Raw genomic sequence first — 18,663 nt, 5'->3', positions numbered from 1 at the left:
CGATGGTGATGTCAGTTTCGGGGAGGGGACAGGACGTGACCACTGTTGACATGGCACCCGTGCCGGTGTGGACGCTCGCCACGGAGGCGGTGAGTGTGCCCGACGTGTTCGATACGGACGGTATGACGCCGGCCCGACTCGCCGAGCTGAGAACGGCTCTGGCGACGTTCGCAGGTGCGCCCATCGCCACGCTGGAGGCGCACCCGATATCGACCAGACGCGACCGTTCCAGCGGGCTTCCGCTGCACGCCACGAGCCCGCTCGCCCAGCAGCTTTCGCAACTCGTGAGCCAGACGGCGAAGTCAACGCAGGGCGTTGCCGCTTCCGGTGAGGTGCTCTACCGGATGGTGGTGCCAGCCAAGGTCGCTGCGCAGGTCGGCAAGGGACTCGTGCGGTCCATGCCGTCGACAGCTGCTACCGGCGGCATCCACGGCGCGCTCGTCAACTCCAGCGGCATCGCCGCCCAGGCCAGGTTCGTGCCCGTTGCCGGCAAGGCCGCTGCCGCGGGTGCCGCAACCGGCTCGGCCGCAACGGCAGGTGCGGCGGTGGCCGGTGCCGGAGCGTTGACGGTGGCCGCGCCACTGGTGTTGATGGCCGTTGCGGTCGGCGTCAGCGCCTACGCCGACCACCAACGCCAGCAGGCGATCGAGCGGATCACCGACCTCCTGGAGCAGTTGCACCAGGACGGCCTGGACAGGGAACGCAACGCGTTGGACGGTTGCCGAGACGCGATCGACAAGGCGACGTCGGTCCTCCTCGACCAGGGCCGCGTCGGCCTGTCGTTAGGACTGGATTCGTCGTCGTACGCGATCAACACGGCGATCGAAGGCACCAAGCGTCGGCTCGTGAAGTGGCAACAGGCCCTCGCTACGCTGCCCGACGGTCCGGTGGAACTCGGCGTACTGACGAAGCTGTTCCCTGGCATCAACGAGGAGAGCGGCGCCTTCCGCGCGCACCTCGAACTGGCGCGACTCGCCATCGCCCTCAAACGGCGAGTGCTCGTGCTGCAAGCGGTGGAGCATGCCCAACTGGTGGGTGCGGACAATCCGTTCAAGAGCTTCGTCGCGAGCCTGCACGAGGACGAGCGTCGCGTCGACGAGCTGGAATCCGGCATCAACTCGGTGCTGTTGCGGTTGTCGTCGGTGGAGTTGAAGCGTCACGGCGGTTTCCGAAACATCATGTTCACGCAGGGCGAGGTCGACGAGCTGCTCAAGGCGGCGTATCGCCTGCGGTCGTGGGGTGACGGGCTCACCGTTGGGAATCACCAGGCTGACGTTGCAATCGACATCGAGCGGACCGGCGATGGGTCGATCGTGGTGTTCCCTGCAGTCACCGCCTGACTGTGTGGATCGCGCGATCTGACGGCTGGGTTGGCATTCGCTCATCCCGCGAGTTGCAGGGTCGAGCAGAGCTTCACATTGAAGTCCGGTGGCTGCGGGAGGCGTGATGGCATCGAGGAAGAAATCTCCCGGCTACCGCGTCACGCGGGTCTACCCGGCGCGGGGGCACTTGCAGCGGTTTCTCCTCGACCAGCCGATCACCCTGCGCTGCTCCAAGTGTCAGCAGACCAGCATGTCCAGCTCGGTGGTCACCGTTTCCGGAGACTGGGGCAAACTGCTCTGCATCCGGTGCTACAGCCATGCGAAGACCGATGCACCCGTGACGAGAGAGACCAAACCCAAGCCCGAGCCTACCGCCGTGCCACTGCGCCCGCAGCCGGTCGCCAGTTCGATACCTCGGGACATGGCATGGTTGGCGTCGCTGCATCGCACCGTCGCAGAGGGCGGCAAGCTCGCACCGGCGGAGCAGAAGTTTCTCGAGTCAGGGGCTGGCAAACCAGACTCAATCGCCGCGATACGTTACGCGGAGCTTCTGGTCGACAGCGAGGCGCGGGTCGCCGACGTGTGTGGCGACGCGCAGGGGGCTAGGAGGCTTACCGCTGTTCGGGACATCCTGGCTCAGTCGTGCCAGGCGGCAGCACTGACCTTTAAGAACGAGTATCAGCGTGAGCGCACCGCTCTGGATGCGGAGCCAGTCATGTCGGATCCGTTGGAGGCGGCGGTCGTTCGTGCCGTGACCGGTGACCGCTATACCGCAGCATTGACCCAGGCACTCAAGCGGCGCTCGCTTCGAGTGCACGCCCTCGAGCGACCTACCACCGACGTCTGGCGATGGCTCGATGAACATGAAGGGTCGCGGTGGCGGTCACTGCCGTCTGGAGTACGCCGGATGTGCCGGCTGGACTCCGCGGCATTCACGCGCAAAGCGTTCATCGACGTCTACGGAGCGCAGCGTGATCCGAATCTGGCACACGAGGCCGTCGCGGAGCAGTGGGTGAGCTGCGCCAACGAGATCGTGTCCGCCCTGATACGAGTACGGGGATCGCTGGAGTCGGAGTTGCGTAACGCACCTCCAGCCGCCAAGGCTGCGTTGAAGGACCGGCTGCAGCAGAGCGGGGAGGCCTACGCCAGAGGCGGTGCCAGGTGTCTTGAGGCTCGGTTGATTCTTGGCCACCTTCAGCTTCGCGCTGTCCGGAAGTACCGAACTCAAGGGATGCGGAACCTGCGTGCCGATTGTCTGGCCGAAGCCACGAGAACGGTGATCGAGGCGGACACCGTACTCAGCGCTATCGTGACGGAAGCGTGCCGGGAGCATCGCGTTGCATGCCCCGCCGCCGACGGTGTCCGACCCTGCGCAGACTGCCCACCTCAGGTGGCAGACGTGGTGCGTGAGCGCCTGAGCGAGGCCCCTCCAATCGACGTGCCGCGACAGCCGGCACAGCGGGACCTGCCGCAGCCATCGGAGCGGAAGATAGCCGAGCAGCCTTCCGATGGGCTCTTCACTTGCAAAGAGCTGCTGAAAAGCTTCTCCGACCAGAAGAAGCTGAGTCTCGTCGTCTTGGAATGCCAGACCGGCCCGGACGACGGCACCTTCGGCTACGCGTGGCTGGCGAGGGACGGTAGTCACGGGCAGGGTGTAGGTACCGCGCTCAACGAGTTGGATCAGACGGTGCAGGCTCTCTGCACCTCCGCCCTCCTGATACGCGAGACGGCGTCGAGCGTTCGCCTCGTCAGTCGCCATCTGAGGGCAGTGAACATCGTGCACCTGACGCTGCGATCAGGCGCTGCCTACACCCCTTTGGACGCCCAGATGTCCGAACGGACACGAGAGTCGCTGCGGCAGGTGGCCGAGCGTCCGCATGGCATCGCCGTTTCGATCGACCCATGCGAGCAACGTCACCAGGGATCGATGAGAGCAGAGGAATTGGCGCGACTCGCGGCGCTGGGCGCTGATGGCGGAGCGGACGAACGTCCGGATGAGGCGCTTCCCGCAGCCGAAGTAGCGCCTCGCGCGCTCGTACCGGCGGCCACGGAGCGACTGGTCGGACCCGACGACGAGGCCGGCCCAGCCCGATGGCTGACCGTCAACGGCGGCCAAGGCGTCGAGATGTCGTGGCGAGTCGCCCTGCATCGTGTCCACCTCGACAACAACTGGTGCCCTCTGCCCGAGGGCCGGATGCCCGATCGTGAGGAGGGACGGCACCTTAGCCTCTACCTCAACCACGAGCCCGAGGACACCTCGTACGAGCCGGTGCAACGCGTCGCGCTGCGCCAGCGCGGAAGCCAGTGGGAGCTCGCCGGGCTGACCTGGCCGTCGGGCCTGGTACCAGGAACGCTAATTACCTTCACCTGGCGCCTCGCGGAGGGCTTCGTCACCGGTGAGACCGCTCCGTTGGCAGAACCTGAGCGAATCGACGGTGTTTACTTCACCCACGAGTACGACCCACACGTGGTGACCAGACAGAATGCGCCCGGCACCGACCAGTACGACCGTGTTCCGGACCTCACCGATACCGGCTGGGCATTGCACACACTGCGGAAGCTGGGCTACCTGACTGAGGACGGCGAGGCGATCCTTGCCGAGGATGCCCTGGTAGAAAACTGCCTGAGACTTGGACTGCCTGCTCACCGCGCCGTCGATATCCCGGACGCTGTCCGGCAACTCCTGCGCGCTCGTACGCTCGATCGCGTCATCGGTAGTCAGGACAGCTCAGGTTATCCCTGGTACCCACCGCTGGCGAGGCAGCCGCGAGTCCCGCTCCTACGGTATCGGCCCCGAGTCGAGGCGGTGGCCACGGGACACGCGCCAGCGGGCGAGGCTCCGCGGCGACGCTCGCACGACGTGGCTGGGTTTCTCCGGCGGCTGCCTCCAGGTGCGAAGGCATCCCCCGAGCAGGAGGACGCATACCGCGAGGCGATCCGCGAAGCGCGGATCGTGGATCGCGGACTCCCAGACGGACTCACCTACGTGAGGCCGCACCACCGGGCGCGTTGACTTGGTCCCCCGCCGCTTGCGGGATAGCTGAGTGCCGATCACATTCGGTAGGGTGACGCATCCTTAGCGTACGAGGGGATGCGACGTGGGTAGACCTGGCAGCGTCTTCTGTCTAGAGGGCCAGTGGGGCGACGACATGGCTGAGCGTGGGTCCGTGCTGCCGACATTGGAACTGCTCGAGCGGCTACGACAAATTCGCTACATCCATCGAGACGTGGCCACGCTCGACGAGCTGCGGTACTACCTGGATCAGTGGCTGTCCCGCAGGTACGCCGCCTACGAAGTCGGCATCTTCGCCATCGATGGTTCACCGGGCCGTTTGCGACTCTCCAAGCGGCACGAGTTGGACCTCGCTGAGCTGATGAGCTGGTTGCAGGGCCGATGCTCCGGGAAAAGGCTCTACTTCGACTGCGGCACCATCCTCCGCGTCCCCGAGAGCACCCTCGACGACATCGTGGAGCAGACCGGGGCGGCGATGGTATGCGGCTTTACCAGGACTATCGACTGGATCGAGTCCTCGGCGTTCGACACAGTGCTCATCGAGCGGCTCGCCAACGGCCAGAAAGCCAACAGTGTGGGGCAGCTGGTCGACTCCGCCCGCTGGGCGCCGTTGGCCCAGCACCTCGGCTTCCGCATGTTCCCACAGAGCGGAGGACCTGCCCGCATCCCCGCGATGCGGAGGCCGGAGTCGGCGACTCCCGCGTGAAGCAGGGAACGGTCGAGACTTCGGAGGACGAGCGGATGATGGTTGGGGATAAGCCCGAGCAGTCTGCTGATCGCGCCCAGCGACGACAGGACGGCTGGTGACCGGCGGCTTCGAAGTCGACCCCCAGTCGCTGCGAGTCCATGCGTCGGCCGTCGACGACACCTCCGATGCGATCGACGAATGCCGTCGTGCGGCGTCCTCGATTTCGCTGGGCCGTGATGCGTACGGCCGGATGTGTCAGCTGATACCCAGCCTGCTGCACCCGACGCAGGACGCCATCATCGACAGCATCGCCGACACGGTGCGGGCGCTGCAGGAGGCGGCGGACGGGCTGCGTGCGGTCTCCGAGCGGTACGAGCGGGATGACGAACGGGCAGCCGGTCGGTTCGGTGGAGCCCTGTAGTGGACCAGCCAGCTCCGCTGATCGCTGCCCGCCGGGACAGCACGACCGCGTTCAGTGGCGTCTTCATCGCCGAGGACATCGACGCCCTGGTGGCGGGCTACAAATCCGGTAGCTGGATCGATGGTGCAATCGGCGGCATCGCGACCTCCATGGATGCCCTCGCGTTCGTCACGGATCCGCTCGGGCAACTGGCCGCGTGGGGTGTGGGCTGGCTGATCGAGCACGTCAAGCCTCTGTCCGACGCGCTTGACGAGTTGGCGGGCGACCCCGATCAGATCACCGCGTACGCGCAGACCTGGCGCAACGTCGCCAAAGCGGTAGCAGAGACCGGTACCAACTTCAGGGCGATGGTCAGCAGCCAGCTAGTGGGCTGGAGCGGTGCCGCCGCCGACGCGTACCGTCGCAACAGCGAGCAGCACGTTGCCGCAATGAACGCTCTCACCAGGGCCGCAGACGCCATGGCGGAGATCACCAGTGGCGCCGGCATGCTCGTCGCCATGGTCCGAGGGCTGGTCCGTGACCTCATTGCGGAGTTCGTGTCGGTGCTGGCGGTCCGCCTCTGGGAATGGCTCGCCGAGGCAGGGCTCACCCTGGGACTGGCATCCCCGTGGGTGGTCACGCAGGTGACGACTCTCGCCGGGAAGTGGGCGGCCCGAATCACCCGTCTACTACACGGATTGGTCGAAAGCCTGCGCCGGCTGGCACCCATCCTGCGACGTCTGGAACAGCTTGTCGCTGACCTGAAGACGCTCGTCCGCGGCAGGGCGCCGGGGGGACATCCGGGGTCCGGAGCGCCCGATCGCAGTACCCATCTTCTCCACACCGACGCTGACCCGCTTCGAAAGTGGGGCCCAGCGCGACAGACGCACCCCGAGGAGTGGGAGGCGGCGATCAAGGAGGCGCGGGACCTGGATGTCGAGGTCACCTTCCGCTCGGACGCGCTCGCATACGGCCCTGCCCCCGGGCCCGGTCGCCCGGGCCAACTCGTCCTCGACCCGGACGCGTCGTATGGCGCGTTGCTGCACGAGATGCAGCACCTGCGCGACGACCAGGCTGCCGGCTGGGCGGGCATGAGAGGCTGGTTCGAAGATCCGGTCGTACGGTATGAGAACGAGGTACGGGCGTATCAGAGGGAGATCGACTACGCCAGGTCAATCGGTGATCACGAGTCTGTGGAGCGACTGAACCAGGCGATACGCGAAGAGTATGTGAAGATTTTTGGAGTTGAACCATGACCGCGCCGCCCCCACCCAACCTCCCGGTGCCGCCGGTGCGTCAGATGGGCAACGGGGAACTGGCGGATCTGGCCGCGAGCCGCGACCCGTACCGAGGCAGGGCGGTGTTCGAGCTCATCGACAGAGCACGCTCCGATGACGACGCCGCCACGAGACTCGGCCAGTTGAGCCGGCTACCGGCCCTGCGCGAAGACCGCGCGTTTCACCTGGTCTCCCTCGCCTGGGCGGCGATCATCGGCCTGCTGGCCGCGGAAACTGCCCACGCCCGTGCGAGCGCCTACGCCGCGTTCGAGGCGCTCGACAGCAGCGAGCAGGTCGACTTCCTCAAGTACGTACGAGCGGAACGGGTCGAGGACGCGCACCCGCGCATTTGACGCAACTGCACAGGCTGGGTTGTGCGCTGGTGGGCGGCCTACTTGCGTCACCCGCGATCTGATCAGCTCCGCCGCTCGAAGCGGACACGGCGACGAGCGATGTCCGGGTGAGCGGAGAAGCCGGCGTCGCCCCATGACCTGGACTGGGGATGGGTCCTGTCCTCGTTCGTCCACCAGGCCGAGTAGCGGTGAGCCGAGCTGGGCAGGCCCCCAGGAACCAGGGCCGAAACCTCCTCGAAGCTCATCTCGACATCTCCCGAACGGTGCCGAAGGTAGTCGCGCAGACCGTCGTACTTGGCCATCGTCACTGCACGGTGGACTCGGCGGCGTTGAGGACGTCCAGCATCGCGGCGGCGACCTGCTCGATGTAGTCGATCGTCCGTGTGGTGCTGGGCCCGTCGATGGGCCGCTTCCGGCTGGTGTCGTCAGGATCCTCGTCGTACTCGTGGGCGATCTTGTGGCGACGCTGCACGACCTGCCGGAGTTGTTCCTGGATGTCCTTGCCGGTGAAGACGACTCCGTCGCCGCTCTGCTCCGTGAGGACCCGCGCCACCCGGTCCCAGAAGCCCTTGACGTCATGGACAAGACCGAAACCCTCACGGATCTTGTCCGGATTCTGGTAAGTGAGGTGGCCCTGATCGCGGAGCTGTTGATCGAGAGCCTCGATGAGCGTCTTCGTGCCGAGCTGGACCTCCTCGACCAGGCCGAGCGAGATCTGGAAGGTGGTGAAACCTCTGGGCCTCTGGGCTGTTGGCTGCGCGACCAACTTGAGCATTCGACTGCGGATCTCCTGCCGGACCCAGTGGTCGAGTGCGGCGACGCTCTGCACCCAGGCTGCCCGGAAGACGTCGGAGACCTCGAAAGAACCCACCTTGAGCTGATCCAGGTGCTGGCCCGCGGTGGCGAGACTCCGTGCGTAGTTGAGGTTGCGCCGCAGGTTCGTGAACGGACTGGAGCCGTCATCCTGGCCGGTTGGGCCGGAGGTGACGGTTTCCTCGGGCGTCGTCGTCGGCATGTGGTGACCGAGAAGCCGCTCGAGCCGATCGACGCTGTCCGCCTGGTTGATCCGGTAGACGGTGGTCAGGGAGGGGAGGGTCAGCACCTCCTGCTCCACCAGGGCCCGCGGGATGTCGGTGCGGGACCAGTGCACCGGCCGCACATGGCGGATCCCTGAGGGGAGGTCCGACCGGTAGTCGTAGGGGCCGACGACCCTGCCAACAGCAACATCGGGGCTGGTTCGCTGGAGGAACAACACGATGTCGCCCTCGGACATCCGTGACCGGAACGCGAGCAGCTGGATGGCGTAATTCTCTACCGAACGACGCTCGACCTCGGGGTAGGCGGCCTGGACCCGCTTGTAGATCTCGCTGTGGGTCGTGGCCTCCGTCAGATCTCCCGCACCGGACCAGCCGACCGCGATCAGATTCTTGTCGAGGGCGAGGGCGTCGTAGCTGTCGTCACGACCAGCCCGAACGATCCATGCCTTCGTCATCGGATCTCCTTCACAGGGGTGTCAGTGTGCCGGTCAGTCGGTACTGGTGATCGGGAACTTGATGGGTTCACCGTCCCACCGCTTGGCCTCCACCTGGGGGAGCGCGGAGAGCGGCTGAGCGGTGTCGAGTTCCCGGTCGAAGACGCCGCGCCACTCCTCCGGAGTGCCCGTGACCATGAAGGGGCCGATGTTCACCTGCAACGAATCCTCGATCATCTCGACGGGGGTGGACTCGCCGCCGATCGTCACGTCGCTGTCGATGCCGGCGATCCGCGCCGACTCGATGGCGCTGTCCAGTTCGGCCATGCTGGCCGAACCCAACCAGGAAATGCCGTCGCCCGAAGCCGTGAAGACAATCCGGCCACCTTCGCGGACGCTGCCGTAGAGCGCCAGGTCGAGCGACAACCCTGCGCTCGGGTCGGCGTTCTCCACCGGTACCTCGTCGAGGAACGCTGGCCTGAAGCGGTCCAGAAGCCCGTTCATGGCCTCCGCGAGGAGGGCGCGGCGGGCATTGAGGAACCGCTGGTAGCCATTCGGATCCCTCAGCGCCTCGTCCAGCGGCACCAGATGTGCCCGCAGCTCGTCCTCGCCCAACGTCGGGAAGTACTCGGCCGGGCTCCGACCATTGATCTTCTTGTTGGCCTGGGTCGAGATGAACACCAGGTTGGCGAGATCGTTGACCATCCCCTTGTCGAAGCGGCGATCATCGAGAGTTGACGGCGGATGGACATGATGGTGCTCGAGCCGGGGTGCCATTTCCCTGTCGGGGAGGATGTCGGAGCCGTACCACCAGTCACGGGCACCTCGGGCCATGGACACGAGCAGACTGAGGAAGAAGTACGGGCTCTCCTTCGTCCGGCCCCGCAGCGCCCGCTCGGTGACTTCAGCTCGGGAGTTCTCGACATTGAGACCCTCGAGGAGCGCCCGGACCGGATCTGGCTGCCGAGCAGCCCTGATGTCCTGACTCAGTCGGGTATCGGTGGAGCCGCTGTAGCGGGTCCGGATGGTGGCGAGCAGCAGCCAGTAGATGAGTCCGTTCGAGGTCTCCTCGTCGACGGTGTCGTCGGTGCGTTCACCGAGAAGCACGACCAGAGGGATCAGGACGATCATCGAGGGCAACGGGTCCGATCGCGTCAGCTTGAGATGGGTCTGCAACAGCGGAACCAGCCGCTGGAGGCCGCGCTGGACCACCGCCCAACCCTGCTCGAGCTCCGTGTCGCCGGTCTGTCGCAGCTTGCTGTGCGACCACACGGACAGGCCACGTCCCAGGACGACACCCGCCAGCGCCCGGGACAGGAAGTTGACGTCGATATGTCCGTAGCCGTTCTGGAGCCAGTGCTCCGACTCCCGCTGCAGCTTGGTCAGTACCCCCGTCCACCTGGTCGAAAGGGTCGCCATGGCCAGGTCGAGGGTGCCGAGACGGCGGCCACCGCTGTTGACTCGTACGAAGATCTCGGCGACCTCGTCGTACGGGAAGCCCTTGAGGACCTCCATAAAGAACCGGCGGTTGCGCAGTTCCTTGATCTTGCCGAGTCGATCCTCGATCTCGTGGTCCTCGAGAGTGGAACCCGCGTCGAGTAGCCGCTGGGTCAGGCGCAACATGCTCGCCTTGGGGTCGAGCACGTCGGCCACCTTCACCCACTTCGGGTCGCGCTGCGTGGCCGCGCTCTGGTTCTGGAATTTCTGGTTCTCGACGTGGAACACGACCTGGGCCTCGGGGTGGTCACTGAACACCCGGTGCAGGGAGGTGAGGCGTTGCTGGCCGTCGAGCAGGAAGAGTGGCGGCTTCGATGGTGCTCGTTCAGGGCCACTAACGAACATTTCGCGTGTCTCAGGGACATCATCGGTCTCCCAGAAGAGGAGCGAACCGAAGGGGTAGCCCCGGTAGATGGAGTCCATCAGTTTGGCGACCTGTGTCGGCTTCCAGACATATTCGCGCTGGATCTCAGGAAGCAGGATCTCGCCTCCCGAGATCTCGTCGATCAGTTTCCCGATGGACCGCTCGATCCTGTCGACGTGCATCAGTCAACCTCTTCATCCCACGAGGATTTGGAACCCGAGACGGGCGGGCACGCACCTGAGCAGCGGTCTCAACCCGTACTCGGCTCGCCGCACGCCGGTATGCGGCGTGGCGCGCTGAGCGGTTTGCCCGACTGAAGTCCTACCGTGCGTAGGTACGCCTGTCCACCCCATGATCGGCCGTCCGATTCGTGGATGGTGATGTTCAGGTGGGGGATACGGCCGAACCGCGTCGGCCATAAGGCCAATCCTGTCGTCGCGCACGCGCCTGTACTCAACTCTGCCGACGTTGATCGGTACGGTATGCAGATGTCTTCGCCCAGCCCCGCGCCGCTACTCCGGGAGTTCATCGACATCCCGGAGCGCACGAGCACGAGCGACTTCGTGCTCAAGCTCGCCGACAGCGTCGCTGACGTCGACGCCACCCTCCGCGACTACGTCGTCACGGACCGGCTGCTCGGCAACTTCGACGAGGCGCTCGGGTTGATCCGCTCCGCCGTCGAGGGGCACGCGTCGAAGGCCGCCTACCTGCACGGCTCGTTCGGTTCCGGTAAGTCGCACTTCATGGCCGTGCTGCACGCGCTCCTGCGAGGCGAGGCTGCCGCTCGTGGTCGGGACGAGCTGGCGCCGCTGGTCGCCAAGCACAGCGTGTGGCTGGACGGCCGCAAATTCCTGCTGGTGCCGTACCACCTGCTCGACGCCCGCTCGCTGGAGCAGCGGGTGCTCGGTGGCTATGTCGACCGGGTCCGGGCGCTGCACCCCGAAGCGCCGATTCCGGCGGTGCACCGCACCGACGCGCTGCTGGAGCAGGCCGCCTCGCTGCGGGAGAAGATCGGTGACAAGCAGTTCATTGACGGCCTGCCCGGAGGGGACGTCGAGGACGAGTGGGGCGAGAGCGAGACCTTCTGGACGCCCGAGCGTCTGGATGAGGCGTTCGCCGGCGCGTATTCCGATGAGCTGCGCCGCAAGCTCGTCAACGACCTGCTGACCAGCTGGAACAAGGGCTTCTTCAGCAACGCCCGGGAGGACGCGGAGGCGTTCGTCTCGCTCGACCGGGGCCTAACCGAGATCAGCCGGCACGCCAAGGAACTCGGTTATCACGGCCTGATCCTCTTTCTTGACGAGCTGATCCTCTGGCTGGCCAACTCGATCGGCGACCAGCAGTTCGTCTCCCGCGAGATCCAGAAGATCACCAACTTCGTCGAGGGTGGCGACACGCGTCGCCCCATCCCTGTGGTCAGCTTCATCGCCCGGCAACGCGACCTGCGTGAGCTGGTGGGTGAGGAGGTCACCGGCGCCAACGAGCTGAGCTACCAGGACACCCTCAACCTGGCCAGTGGCCGGTTCGACGTGATCAAATTGGAGGACCGCAACCTTCCGGAGATCGCCCGCCGCCGGCTGCTCAAACCCCGCGACACCACGGCCGGCGAGGCCATCTCCCGGGCCTTCGACGCCACCACGAAGGTACGTCGGGAGGTCTTCGACACCCTGCTCGGCACCGACTCCGGCAGCGGTGCCGACATCGACGCCTTCCGGTCGACGTACCCGTTCAGCCCGGCGTTTCTCTCGACGCTGGTGCACGTCTCCAGCGCGTTGCAGCGGTCCCGGACGGCGCTGAAGCTGATGCGCCAGCTGTTGGTCGACCGCCGCGACTCGTTGCGCCTCGGCCAGTTGGTACCGCTGGGCGACCTTTACGACGTCATCAGCACCGGGGGTGACCAACCCTTCACCGAGAAGCTCAAGGCCGAGTTCGAGATGGCCCAGAAGCTGTACGACCTCAAGTTGCGCCCCTACCTGCTGAGCCAGTACGACCTCACCGATGACGAGCTGGAAGCAGCCCGTCGTGGAGACGCCCAGTCCGCTGACGCGGCGGGACGTATCCGTGCCTTCACCGGTGACGACCGGCTGATCAAGACGTTGCTGCTGGCCGCGCTGGCGCCGAGCGTCCCGGCGCTGCGGAACCTCACCGCCCGACGGCTCTCGGCGCTGAACCACGGCAGCATCACCAGCCCGATTCCCGGCGGCGAGGTCGCTCAGGTCAACCGGAAGCTGACCGACTGGGCCGGTCGCTTTGGCGAGATTCGCATCGGCGAGGACGACGATCCGATCGTGTCGCTGGAGCTGGTGGGCGTCGACGTCGATAGTGTGCTCGCCACCGCCAAGCAGTACGACAACGACGGCGCCCGCAAGCACCTCGTCCAACGGCTGCTCTGGAAGCAGCTCGGAGTGCCGTGGAGTGACTCGTTCTTCGCCGAGGCCGCGCTGACCTGGCGGGGGAGTCGACGGACGATCGAGCTGGTGTACGGCAATGTCCGCGACCCGCACGACATCAGGGACGAGACATTCCACCCCAGTGACCCGAGCGGGTGGCGTCTGATCGTCGACTACCCGTTCGACGACGGCACTCACGGGCCGGCCGACGACCGGCAGCGGGTCCAGGAGCTGAGCGGCCGGATGAATCCCCGTACGGTCTGCTGGATCCCGGCCGCGCTGACCATCGAGCGCCGTACCGAACTGGGCAAGCTCGCCATCATCGACAAGCTGCTGGAGGGCCAGCGCTTCGACAGCCATGCCGGCCACCTCAACCCGGACGACCGACGGCGGGCGCACGCCACGCTGACCAACCTGCGCACCGCTCTGCTCAACAAGATGCAGTCGGTGCTGCGCCAGGCATACGGGCTGGCTGCGAAGCAACCCTCGGATGTGCAGCTCGGCTTCGACGACCATCTGCAGTCGCTCACCCGCGCCCTTGAGCCGAAGCTGCCGATGGGTGCCACGTTCGCCGACGCCCTGCGCAGCCTCGGCGATCAGATGCTCGCTCAACAGTTCCCCGCCCATCCCGACTTCGACCCCGACCGCAAGGGCGAGCCGGTACGCCCTGCCGACGTGAAGATCGTGCTCGACCACGTGCGACGGGCGGTCGAGTCGCCGGAGGGCCGCGTCGAGGTCGAGCGCACGCACCGGCAGACCATGCGCCGCATCGCCAACCCGCTCGGGCTCGGCACGATGCACGAGGCGGCGTTCGTGGTCGAAGGCCTGTGGGCCCAGCAGTTCCACCACAGGGCTGCCGCCGAGGCCGTCACCGGCGAACTACGCGTCGCGGACCTCCTGCGCTGGATCGACGATCCCAGTCCACGCGGCCTCGACCCGATCGTGGCCCAACTCGTCGTAGCCGCCTTCGCGGAGCAGACCGACAGGGCCTTTCATCTGCACGGAAGCGCGGTCACACCGGCTCCCGAGCCGGGCCGGATCACCTTGGATCACACCCTGCGGGAGGCCCCGCTGCCCAGCGAGAAGGAGTGGATCGAAGCTAGAACCCGGGCCGGCGTGATCTTCGGGGTGCACAGCCTGAACCTGCGGCGGGGTCGCCTGGTGGCGATGTTCGGCCGCGACATCAGCAACGAGGCCGGCCGGTACCGCGATGCTGCCCACAACCTGACCGCCCTGCTCGAGCAGCACGAGAAGTGGCTGGGTGTCGACCCGGCATCGCCGACTGGCCGACTCGCCACCGCCCGCGCGGCGGCCGATCTCCTGGAGCGGCTGGCGACCGGGCGTACGGCGGTGGAGACCATCGAGCGGCTCGCCCAGTCGGATCTGGCTGGGCCGGCCGAGAGGATCGGCAAGAGCCTCAAGAGCGCCCAGCAGGTGGCTGCGAGCCTCGCCGCTACCGCCTGGACCAACTTCGAGATCATCGCCGGCCTCGGCGAGCCCTACGTCGGTGACGCGACGCGGATCCTCGCCGAGCTGCGCCGCGTCGGCCAGGCCGACGAGTTGACCGCGGCACTCAGCCCCGCACTCCGGACGGCGCAGACTGACGCGGTTGCTCTCATCCGCCGCGCTACCCGACCGACTCCCGCTCCGAACCGGACCCCCGGCCCAGAGTTGACGCCGTTAGGCAAGGTCGAGCGGACTGGTGGCGAGCAGAGCAGGGTCGTCCCGCCAGAAGCCGTTACGGTCCCGGCGACCGACCTTCGCCGTGCCCTGGGCGACCTGGAGGCCTTCGCCGCCGCCCACCCGGAGGCCACGATCGAGGTGACCTGGAGAATCGTCACGTGACTCAGGCACCCGCTCCGGCTCAGGCACTGCGGATCAGTCCGGTGGCGCTGCGTCAGAAGGTGGCGCAGCAGCTCGAGCGACACCGCAACGGCGACGCGTACCCGGTGATGGTGATCCGAGCCGAACCGGCATGGCCGCACGATCCGACGGTGCTGTTGCCGGACGGACGCCCGGTCCGGGTGGTGCCATGTGTCTCACCGCTGGCCGTGTGGGAGCACCTCGCCGCCGACCGCGGCGAAGAGGTGCTGGTGCTACTCACCGACGTTCCGGAGTCGGTGTTGCACCACGGGGTACGCAGCCGGATCTTCCGTCAACACGTCATCACCGTGCAATCGTGGGACCTCGTGGTCGACGCGTTCGGTGCGCACCTGCCGGACGCCGCGTTGGAACGCGAGGTATGGGCGGGTGAGGCGCTGCTCGACGCCATGCCCCCCGGCGGCTGGCCGAGGCTGGCCACCTCGGTGTTGACCAGGGACGTGGCTCTCCGGCACCTCGCGGCGGCGCGGCTCCATGTCTATCACCAGGGCATCGGCCCCGACGACCTGGACGTGACGGCCCTGCTGCGGTGGAGTGCCGAGCCCGGTGCCGTCGATGCCTACGGCCTTCTGCGGGAGAGCGAGCGCATTGGACTCTCCCAGTGGCTGCTGGAACAGTTCGGTCGACCGGCGAAGGCGCTCTTCGCGCTGGTCGACGCCGGGAACGGCACCGAGGCGCTGCCGTTGGGCCTCGTCTGCGACGCCCTGTGGACCACCGAGGGTGCGGAGGCGGTGCGTGCGCAGGGGCGCATCGACCAGTACTTCGGCAACCTGAATGATGATGCCACCCTGCGGGCTTTCGCGGACGCGGCCGTGCAGGTGGTCACCGCGTTGCTCACCGCGCCGAGCGCTGCGGTTCGTCGCGAGGGGCACGCCATCCTCGATCGTGCGGAGGATCTGCTCACCCAGTTCTCCGCCGTCAGCAGCGCCGGGCACAGTCCGCTCCTGCGGACCGGTTTCACGCACCGCCTCGGTGCCGCGGCAGACGCACTTCTCGCCGGATTGCGGGACGCCGCGACGCAGGGCCTTGACGCGGCGGTCGCGCACCTTGCCGAGCACTGGTTGGCCGAGGCCGAGGCCGAGCGGGTACGCCGAGCCCGGATGGCCCAACGGCTGGTGCGTTGGCTCGGGACGACGGTGCAACCCCCACAGAGCGTCGCGGATGGGGTGGACCGGCACATCGCCGAGTGGGGTTGGGTGGACCAGGCGCTCAACCACGTGTGGGCCGGTGAGGAAACCCACGCGGGATTGCAGCGGGCGTACCGGGAGATTCATCAGCTGGCGCAGCAGCGGCGGCGTGACCTCGACCGTGCGTTCGCGAGCAGGCTGGCGGCGTGGGCCACCGCCGGCCCCGGCAGCGATGGCGACCTGCTCACCATCGAGAATTTCCTGCCGCGAGTGGTCGATCCACTGATCCGAGCGGGACGACCGTTGCTGCTCGTCGTGCTCGATGGCATGAGCGCCGCGGTCGCTGTGCAGCTTGCCGACCAACTGGCGCCGCACTGGGTCGAGTACGACCCGTTGGCGGGATCGGGAGCGGCTCGGCGGCGGGGAATTGTCGCCGCGCTGCCCACCCTCACTGCGGTATCCCGCACCTCGCTCTTCGCGGGGGCACTGCGAAGCGGTAACCAGGATCTGGAGCGGAGACTCTTCCGCGAAGGACGGTGGGGCCGGGACTCACGGATCTTCCACAAGGGGCCGGCGCGTGGCGGCGCGGGCGAAGTCGTCGCCGTCGAGCTGAGCGACGCGTTGGCCAGTGCTGCGCCCGTGGTGGCGGCCGTGATCAACACGGTGGACGACTCGTTGGACCGTGGTCGCGAGGGCGACGAGGCCGGTTGGCAGCTCAACGACCTCGGCTTCCTGAGGAGCCTGCTCGACCAGGCTCGCTCGACCGGCCGGGCCGTCATCATCACCAGCGATCACGGACATGTGCTCGAGCGCGGCGGTCAGCACCTCAAGACCCCGGATGCGGCGTCCGCCCGGCACCGAACGGGTTCCGGGCCGATAGGGCCCGGCGAGGTGGAGTTGATGGGTCCGCGAGTCGTCGCGGACGGCAATCGCATCATCGCGCTGTGGGATCCGCTGCTGCGCCACCGTCCCAGCCGGGCGGGCTATCACGGTGGCGCGTCCCTGGCCGAGGTGACCATCCCACTGTTGGCCTATCTGCTTCCGAACGTTACTGATCCGCCGAAGGGCTGGGCGCCCATTGAGGAGCGCATCCCGGAGTGGTGGCAGGAGAATCCTGCGATGGCGGAGCCGCGTGCCGCGGCACTAGCGGCGTCGACGCCGAAGTCGCGCCGTAAGACGTCCGCTGCCGTCTCCGCCGACGCCCTCTTCGACGTACCCGTGGCGGCGACCGCGCCACCCGCCGCCTCTGATCTCGTGGCGGCGCTACTGGACACCGAACTGTTCGAGGCACAGCACAGCCTCACGCCGCGGCGCGTGGAGTTGAAGAAGGTAGAGGCGGCGCTGCGAGCGCTTGTCGACGGCAAAGGCGTGCTACCCGTGGCGGTGCTGGCCCAGAAGGCGGGCGAGGCACCGGTACGGGCCGTCGGCTTCGCCACCACCCTCCAGCGCATCTTCAACGTCGACAACTACCCGGTTCTGTCGCTCACCGACAACGCGCGGACCGTCCGGTTGGATGTCCGGCTCCTTCGGGAGCAGTTCCGACTGCCGAGGGAACGCGCGTGACGACGGTGAGTCCGGCTCGCCGGCGCGAGGTGATCGACGCACTACGCCGAGGCGCGGTGCCATCCGCCGGGTTGGACCTGCTCGCGGTGGGCCTGGACCGCTTCGACGCCGCGGTCGGCTACGACCTTGACAATGTCGCTGCCGGCGGATCGGTCTTCAAGGCGGTTCGAGGCGAGTACGGTTCCGGCAAGACGTTCTTCACGCGGTGGATCGGCGAGAGGGCGAAGCAGGCGAATCTCGCTGTCGCCGAAGTGCAGATTTCGGAGAGCGAAACGCCGCTGCACAAGCTGGAGACCGTCTATCGCCGGCTCACCGAGCGACTCACCACGTCGACATTCCCGCCCAGCGCGCTCCGTCCCATCGTGGATGGCTGGTTCTACGCGTTGGAGGAGGATGTGCTGGCGGCCGGCCAGGTCGCTGGAGATGATGCCGACGGGCTCGACCGCGCGGTGGACAAGCTGCTCGACCACCGACTGGCCATGGTCAGCCGCAGCGCACCCGCCTTCGCCGCCGCGCTGCGCGGTTACCGAGCCGCTGCCGCCCGGGGAGACGCGGCGACCGCCGACGCCGTGCTCGCCTGGCTGGGTGGGCAACCACATGTGGCGGCCGCTGCCCGGCGGGCAGCCGGAGTACGCGGCGATCTCGACCACTTCGCGGCGCTCAGCTTTTTGCAGGGCCTCCTGGCTGTCCTACGCGACAGCGGGCACCCGGGCCTTCTGCTGGTGCTCGACGAGGTGGAGACGCTGCAACGCGTCCGGTCCGACGCACGGGACAAGGCGCTCAACGCTCTCCGGCAGCTCATCGACGAGGTGCACTCCGGGCGGTTTCCCGGCCTCTACCTGGTGATAACCGGTACGCCGGCGTTCTACGACGGCCCGCAGGGCGTCCAGCGACTGGCCCCACTGGCGCAGCGACTGGCAGTGGACTTCACGACGGACCCGCGGTTCGACAATCCACGCGCCGTGCAGATCCGACTGTCGGGCTTCACCGTCGAATCTCTCGTCGAACTCGGGGGCCGGGTACGGCACCTCTACGCCGACGGCTCTGCCGCGCCGGAGCGGGTGTCCGCCCTGGTCGACGACAAGTACCTCGCCGAGCTGGCACGAGCTGTTGCCGGTGGCCTGGGCGGCAGGGTGGGGGTGGCGCCACGCCTGTTCCTGAAGAAGCTCGTCGGAGAGGTGCTCGACCGGGTGGACCAGTTCGCCGACTTCGATCCTCGGCGACACTACGCGCTCACGCTGGCCGAGGCAGAGCTGACGGACGTCGAGCGAAACGCCACGAGCGCCGACGAGATCTCGCTCGACTTCTAGGAGGAAT

The 18,663-nt window shown here is 67.2% G+C and carries 12 protein-coding genes; 9 read left to right on the top strand and 3 right to left on the bottom strand.

What is annotated here, in order from left to right:
* Positions 1-35: 35 nt before the first annotated feature.
* From ACQPZK_RS16425 to ACQPZK_RS16400, 6 genes are all read left to right on the top strand, one after another.
* A complete protein-coding gene (locus ACQPZK_RS16425) occupies positions 36-1,340 on the top strand; it encodes a hypothetical protein (RefSeq protein WP_433533789.1) in 1,305 nt (434 codons plus the stop codon).
* Between the two features lie 106 nt (positions 1,341-1,446).
* The gene (locus ACQPZK_RS16420; RefSeq protein ID WP_433533788.1) at positions 1,447-4,335 is read left to right on the top strand and encodes a hypothetical protein; all 2,889 of its coding nucleotides are present in this window, start codon (positions 1,447-1,449) and stop codon (positions 4,333-4,335) included.
* A 154-nt stretch (positions 4,336-4,489) separates the two neighbouring features.
* Entirely contained in the window at positions 4,490-5,041 is a 552-nt protein-coding gene (locus ACQPZK_RS16415; RefSeq protein WP_433533787.1) for a DUF6642 family protein, read from the top strand.
* A gap of 97 nt (positions 5,042-5,138) precedes the next feature.
* Complete coding sequence (locus tag ACQPZK_RS16410; RefSeq protein ID WP_433533786.1) at positions 5,139-5,444, top strand: type VII secretion target; 306 nt, start codon at positions 5,139-5,141, stop codon at positions 5,442-5,444.
* Entirely contained in the window at positions 5,444-6,679 is a 1,236-nt protein-coding gene (locus ACQPZK_RS16405) for a WXG100 family type VII secretion target (protein ID WP_433533785.1), read from the top strand. Before ACQPZK_RS16410 ends, ACQPZK_RS16405 begins: the two co-directional genes overlap by 1 nt.
* The gene (locus ACQPZK_RS16400; protein ID WP_433533784.1) at positions 6,676-7,053 is read left to right on the top strand and encodes a hypothetical protein; all 378 of its coding nucleotides are present in this window, start codon (positions 6,676-6,678) and stop codon (positions 7,051-7,053) included. Before ACQPZK_RS16405 ends, ACQPZK_RS16400 begins: the two co-directional genes overlap by 4 nt.
* 62 nt (positions 7,054-7,115) lie before the next feature.
* Here the strand turns inward: ACQPZK_RS16400 and ACQPZK_RS16395 are convergent, their stop codons facing one another.
* The 3 genes from ACQPZK_RS16395 to ACQPZK_RS16385 are packed head-to-tail and all read right to left on the bottom strand — an operon-like array spanning position 7,116 to position 10,567.
* A complete protein-coding gene (locus ACQPZK_RS16395; protein WP_433533783.1) occupies positions 7,116-7,355 on the bottom strand; it encodes a DUF7662 domain-containing protein in 240 nt (79 codons plus the stop codon).
* Between the two features lie 2 nt (positions 7,356-7,357).
* Positions 7,358-8,545, bottom strand: a complete 1,188-nt coding sequence (locus tag ACQPZK_RS16390) for a restriction endonuclease (RefSeq protein WP_433533782.1) — start codon at positions 8,543-8,545, stop codon at positions 7,358-7,360.
* A gap of 33 nt (positions 8,546-8,578) precedes the next feature.
* Positions 8,579-10,567, bottom strand: a complete 1,989-nt coding sequence (locus ACQPZK_RS16385; RefSeq protein ID WP_433533781.1) for a GmrSD restriction endonuclease domain-containing protein — start codon at positions 10,565-10,567, stop codon at positions 8,579-8,581.
* Between the two features lie 306 nt (positions 10,568-10,873).
* Here ACQPZK_RS16385 and pglY point away from each other — a divergent pair, with 306 nt between their 5' ends.
* From pglY to brxD, 3 genes are read left to right on the top strand one after another with little or no spacing between them, the layout of a single operon-like run.
* Positions 10,874-14,620: a BREX-2 system ATPase PglY gene (gene pglY / locus ACQPZK_RS16380; protein WP_433533780.1), complete on the top strand. Its 3,747-nt coding sequence runs from the start codon at positions 10,874-10,876 to the stop codon at positions 14,618-14,620.
* Entirely contained in the window at positions 14,617-17,346 is a 2,730-nt protein-coding gene (pglZ, locus tag ACQPZK_RS16375; protein WP_433533779.1) for a BREX-2 system phosphatase PglZ, read from the top strand. The genes pglY and pglZ overlap by 4 nt, the downstream gene beginning before the upstream one ends.
* Positions 17,343-18,656, top strand: coding sequence for a BREX system ATP-binding protein BrxD (gene brxD / locus ACQPZK_RS16370; RefSeq protein WP_433533778.1), 1,314 nt, complete (start codon positions 17,343-17,345; stop codon positions 18,654-18,656). Before pglZ ends, brxD begins: the two co-directional genes overlap by 4 nt.
* Positions 18,657-18,663 lie beyond the last annotated feature (7 nt).

This window comes from Micromonospora sp. CA-249363, assembly GCF_050950185.1.
Lineage (GTDB): Bacteria > Actinomycetota > Actinomycetes > Mycobacteriales > Micromonosporaceae > Micromonospora.
The sequence above is the reverse complement of the archived record's forward strand: the minus strand, read 5'-3'. Positions and strand labels throughout refer to the sequence as shown.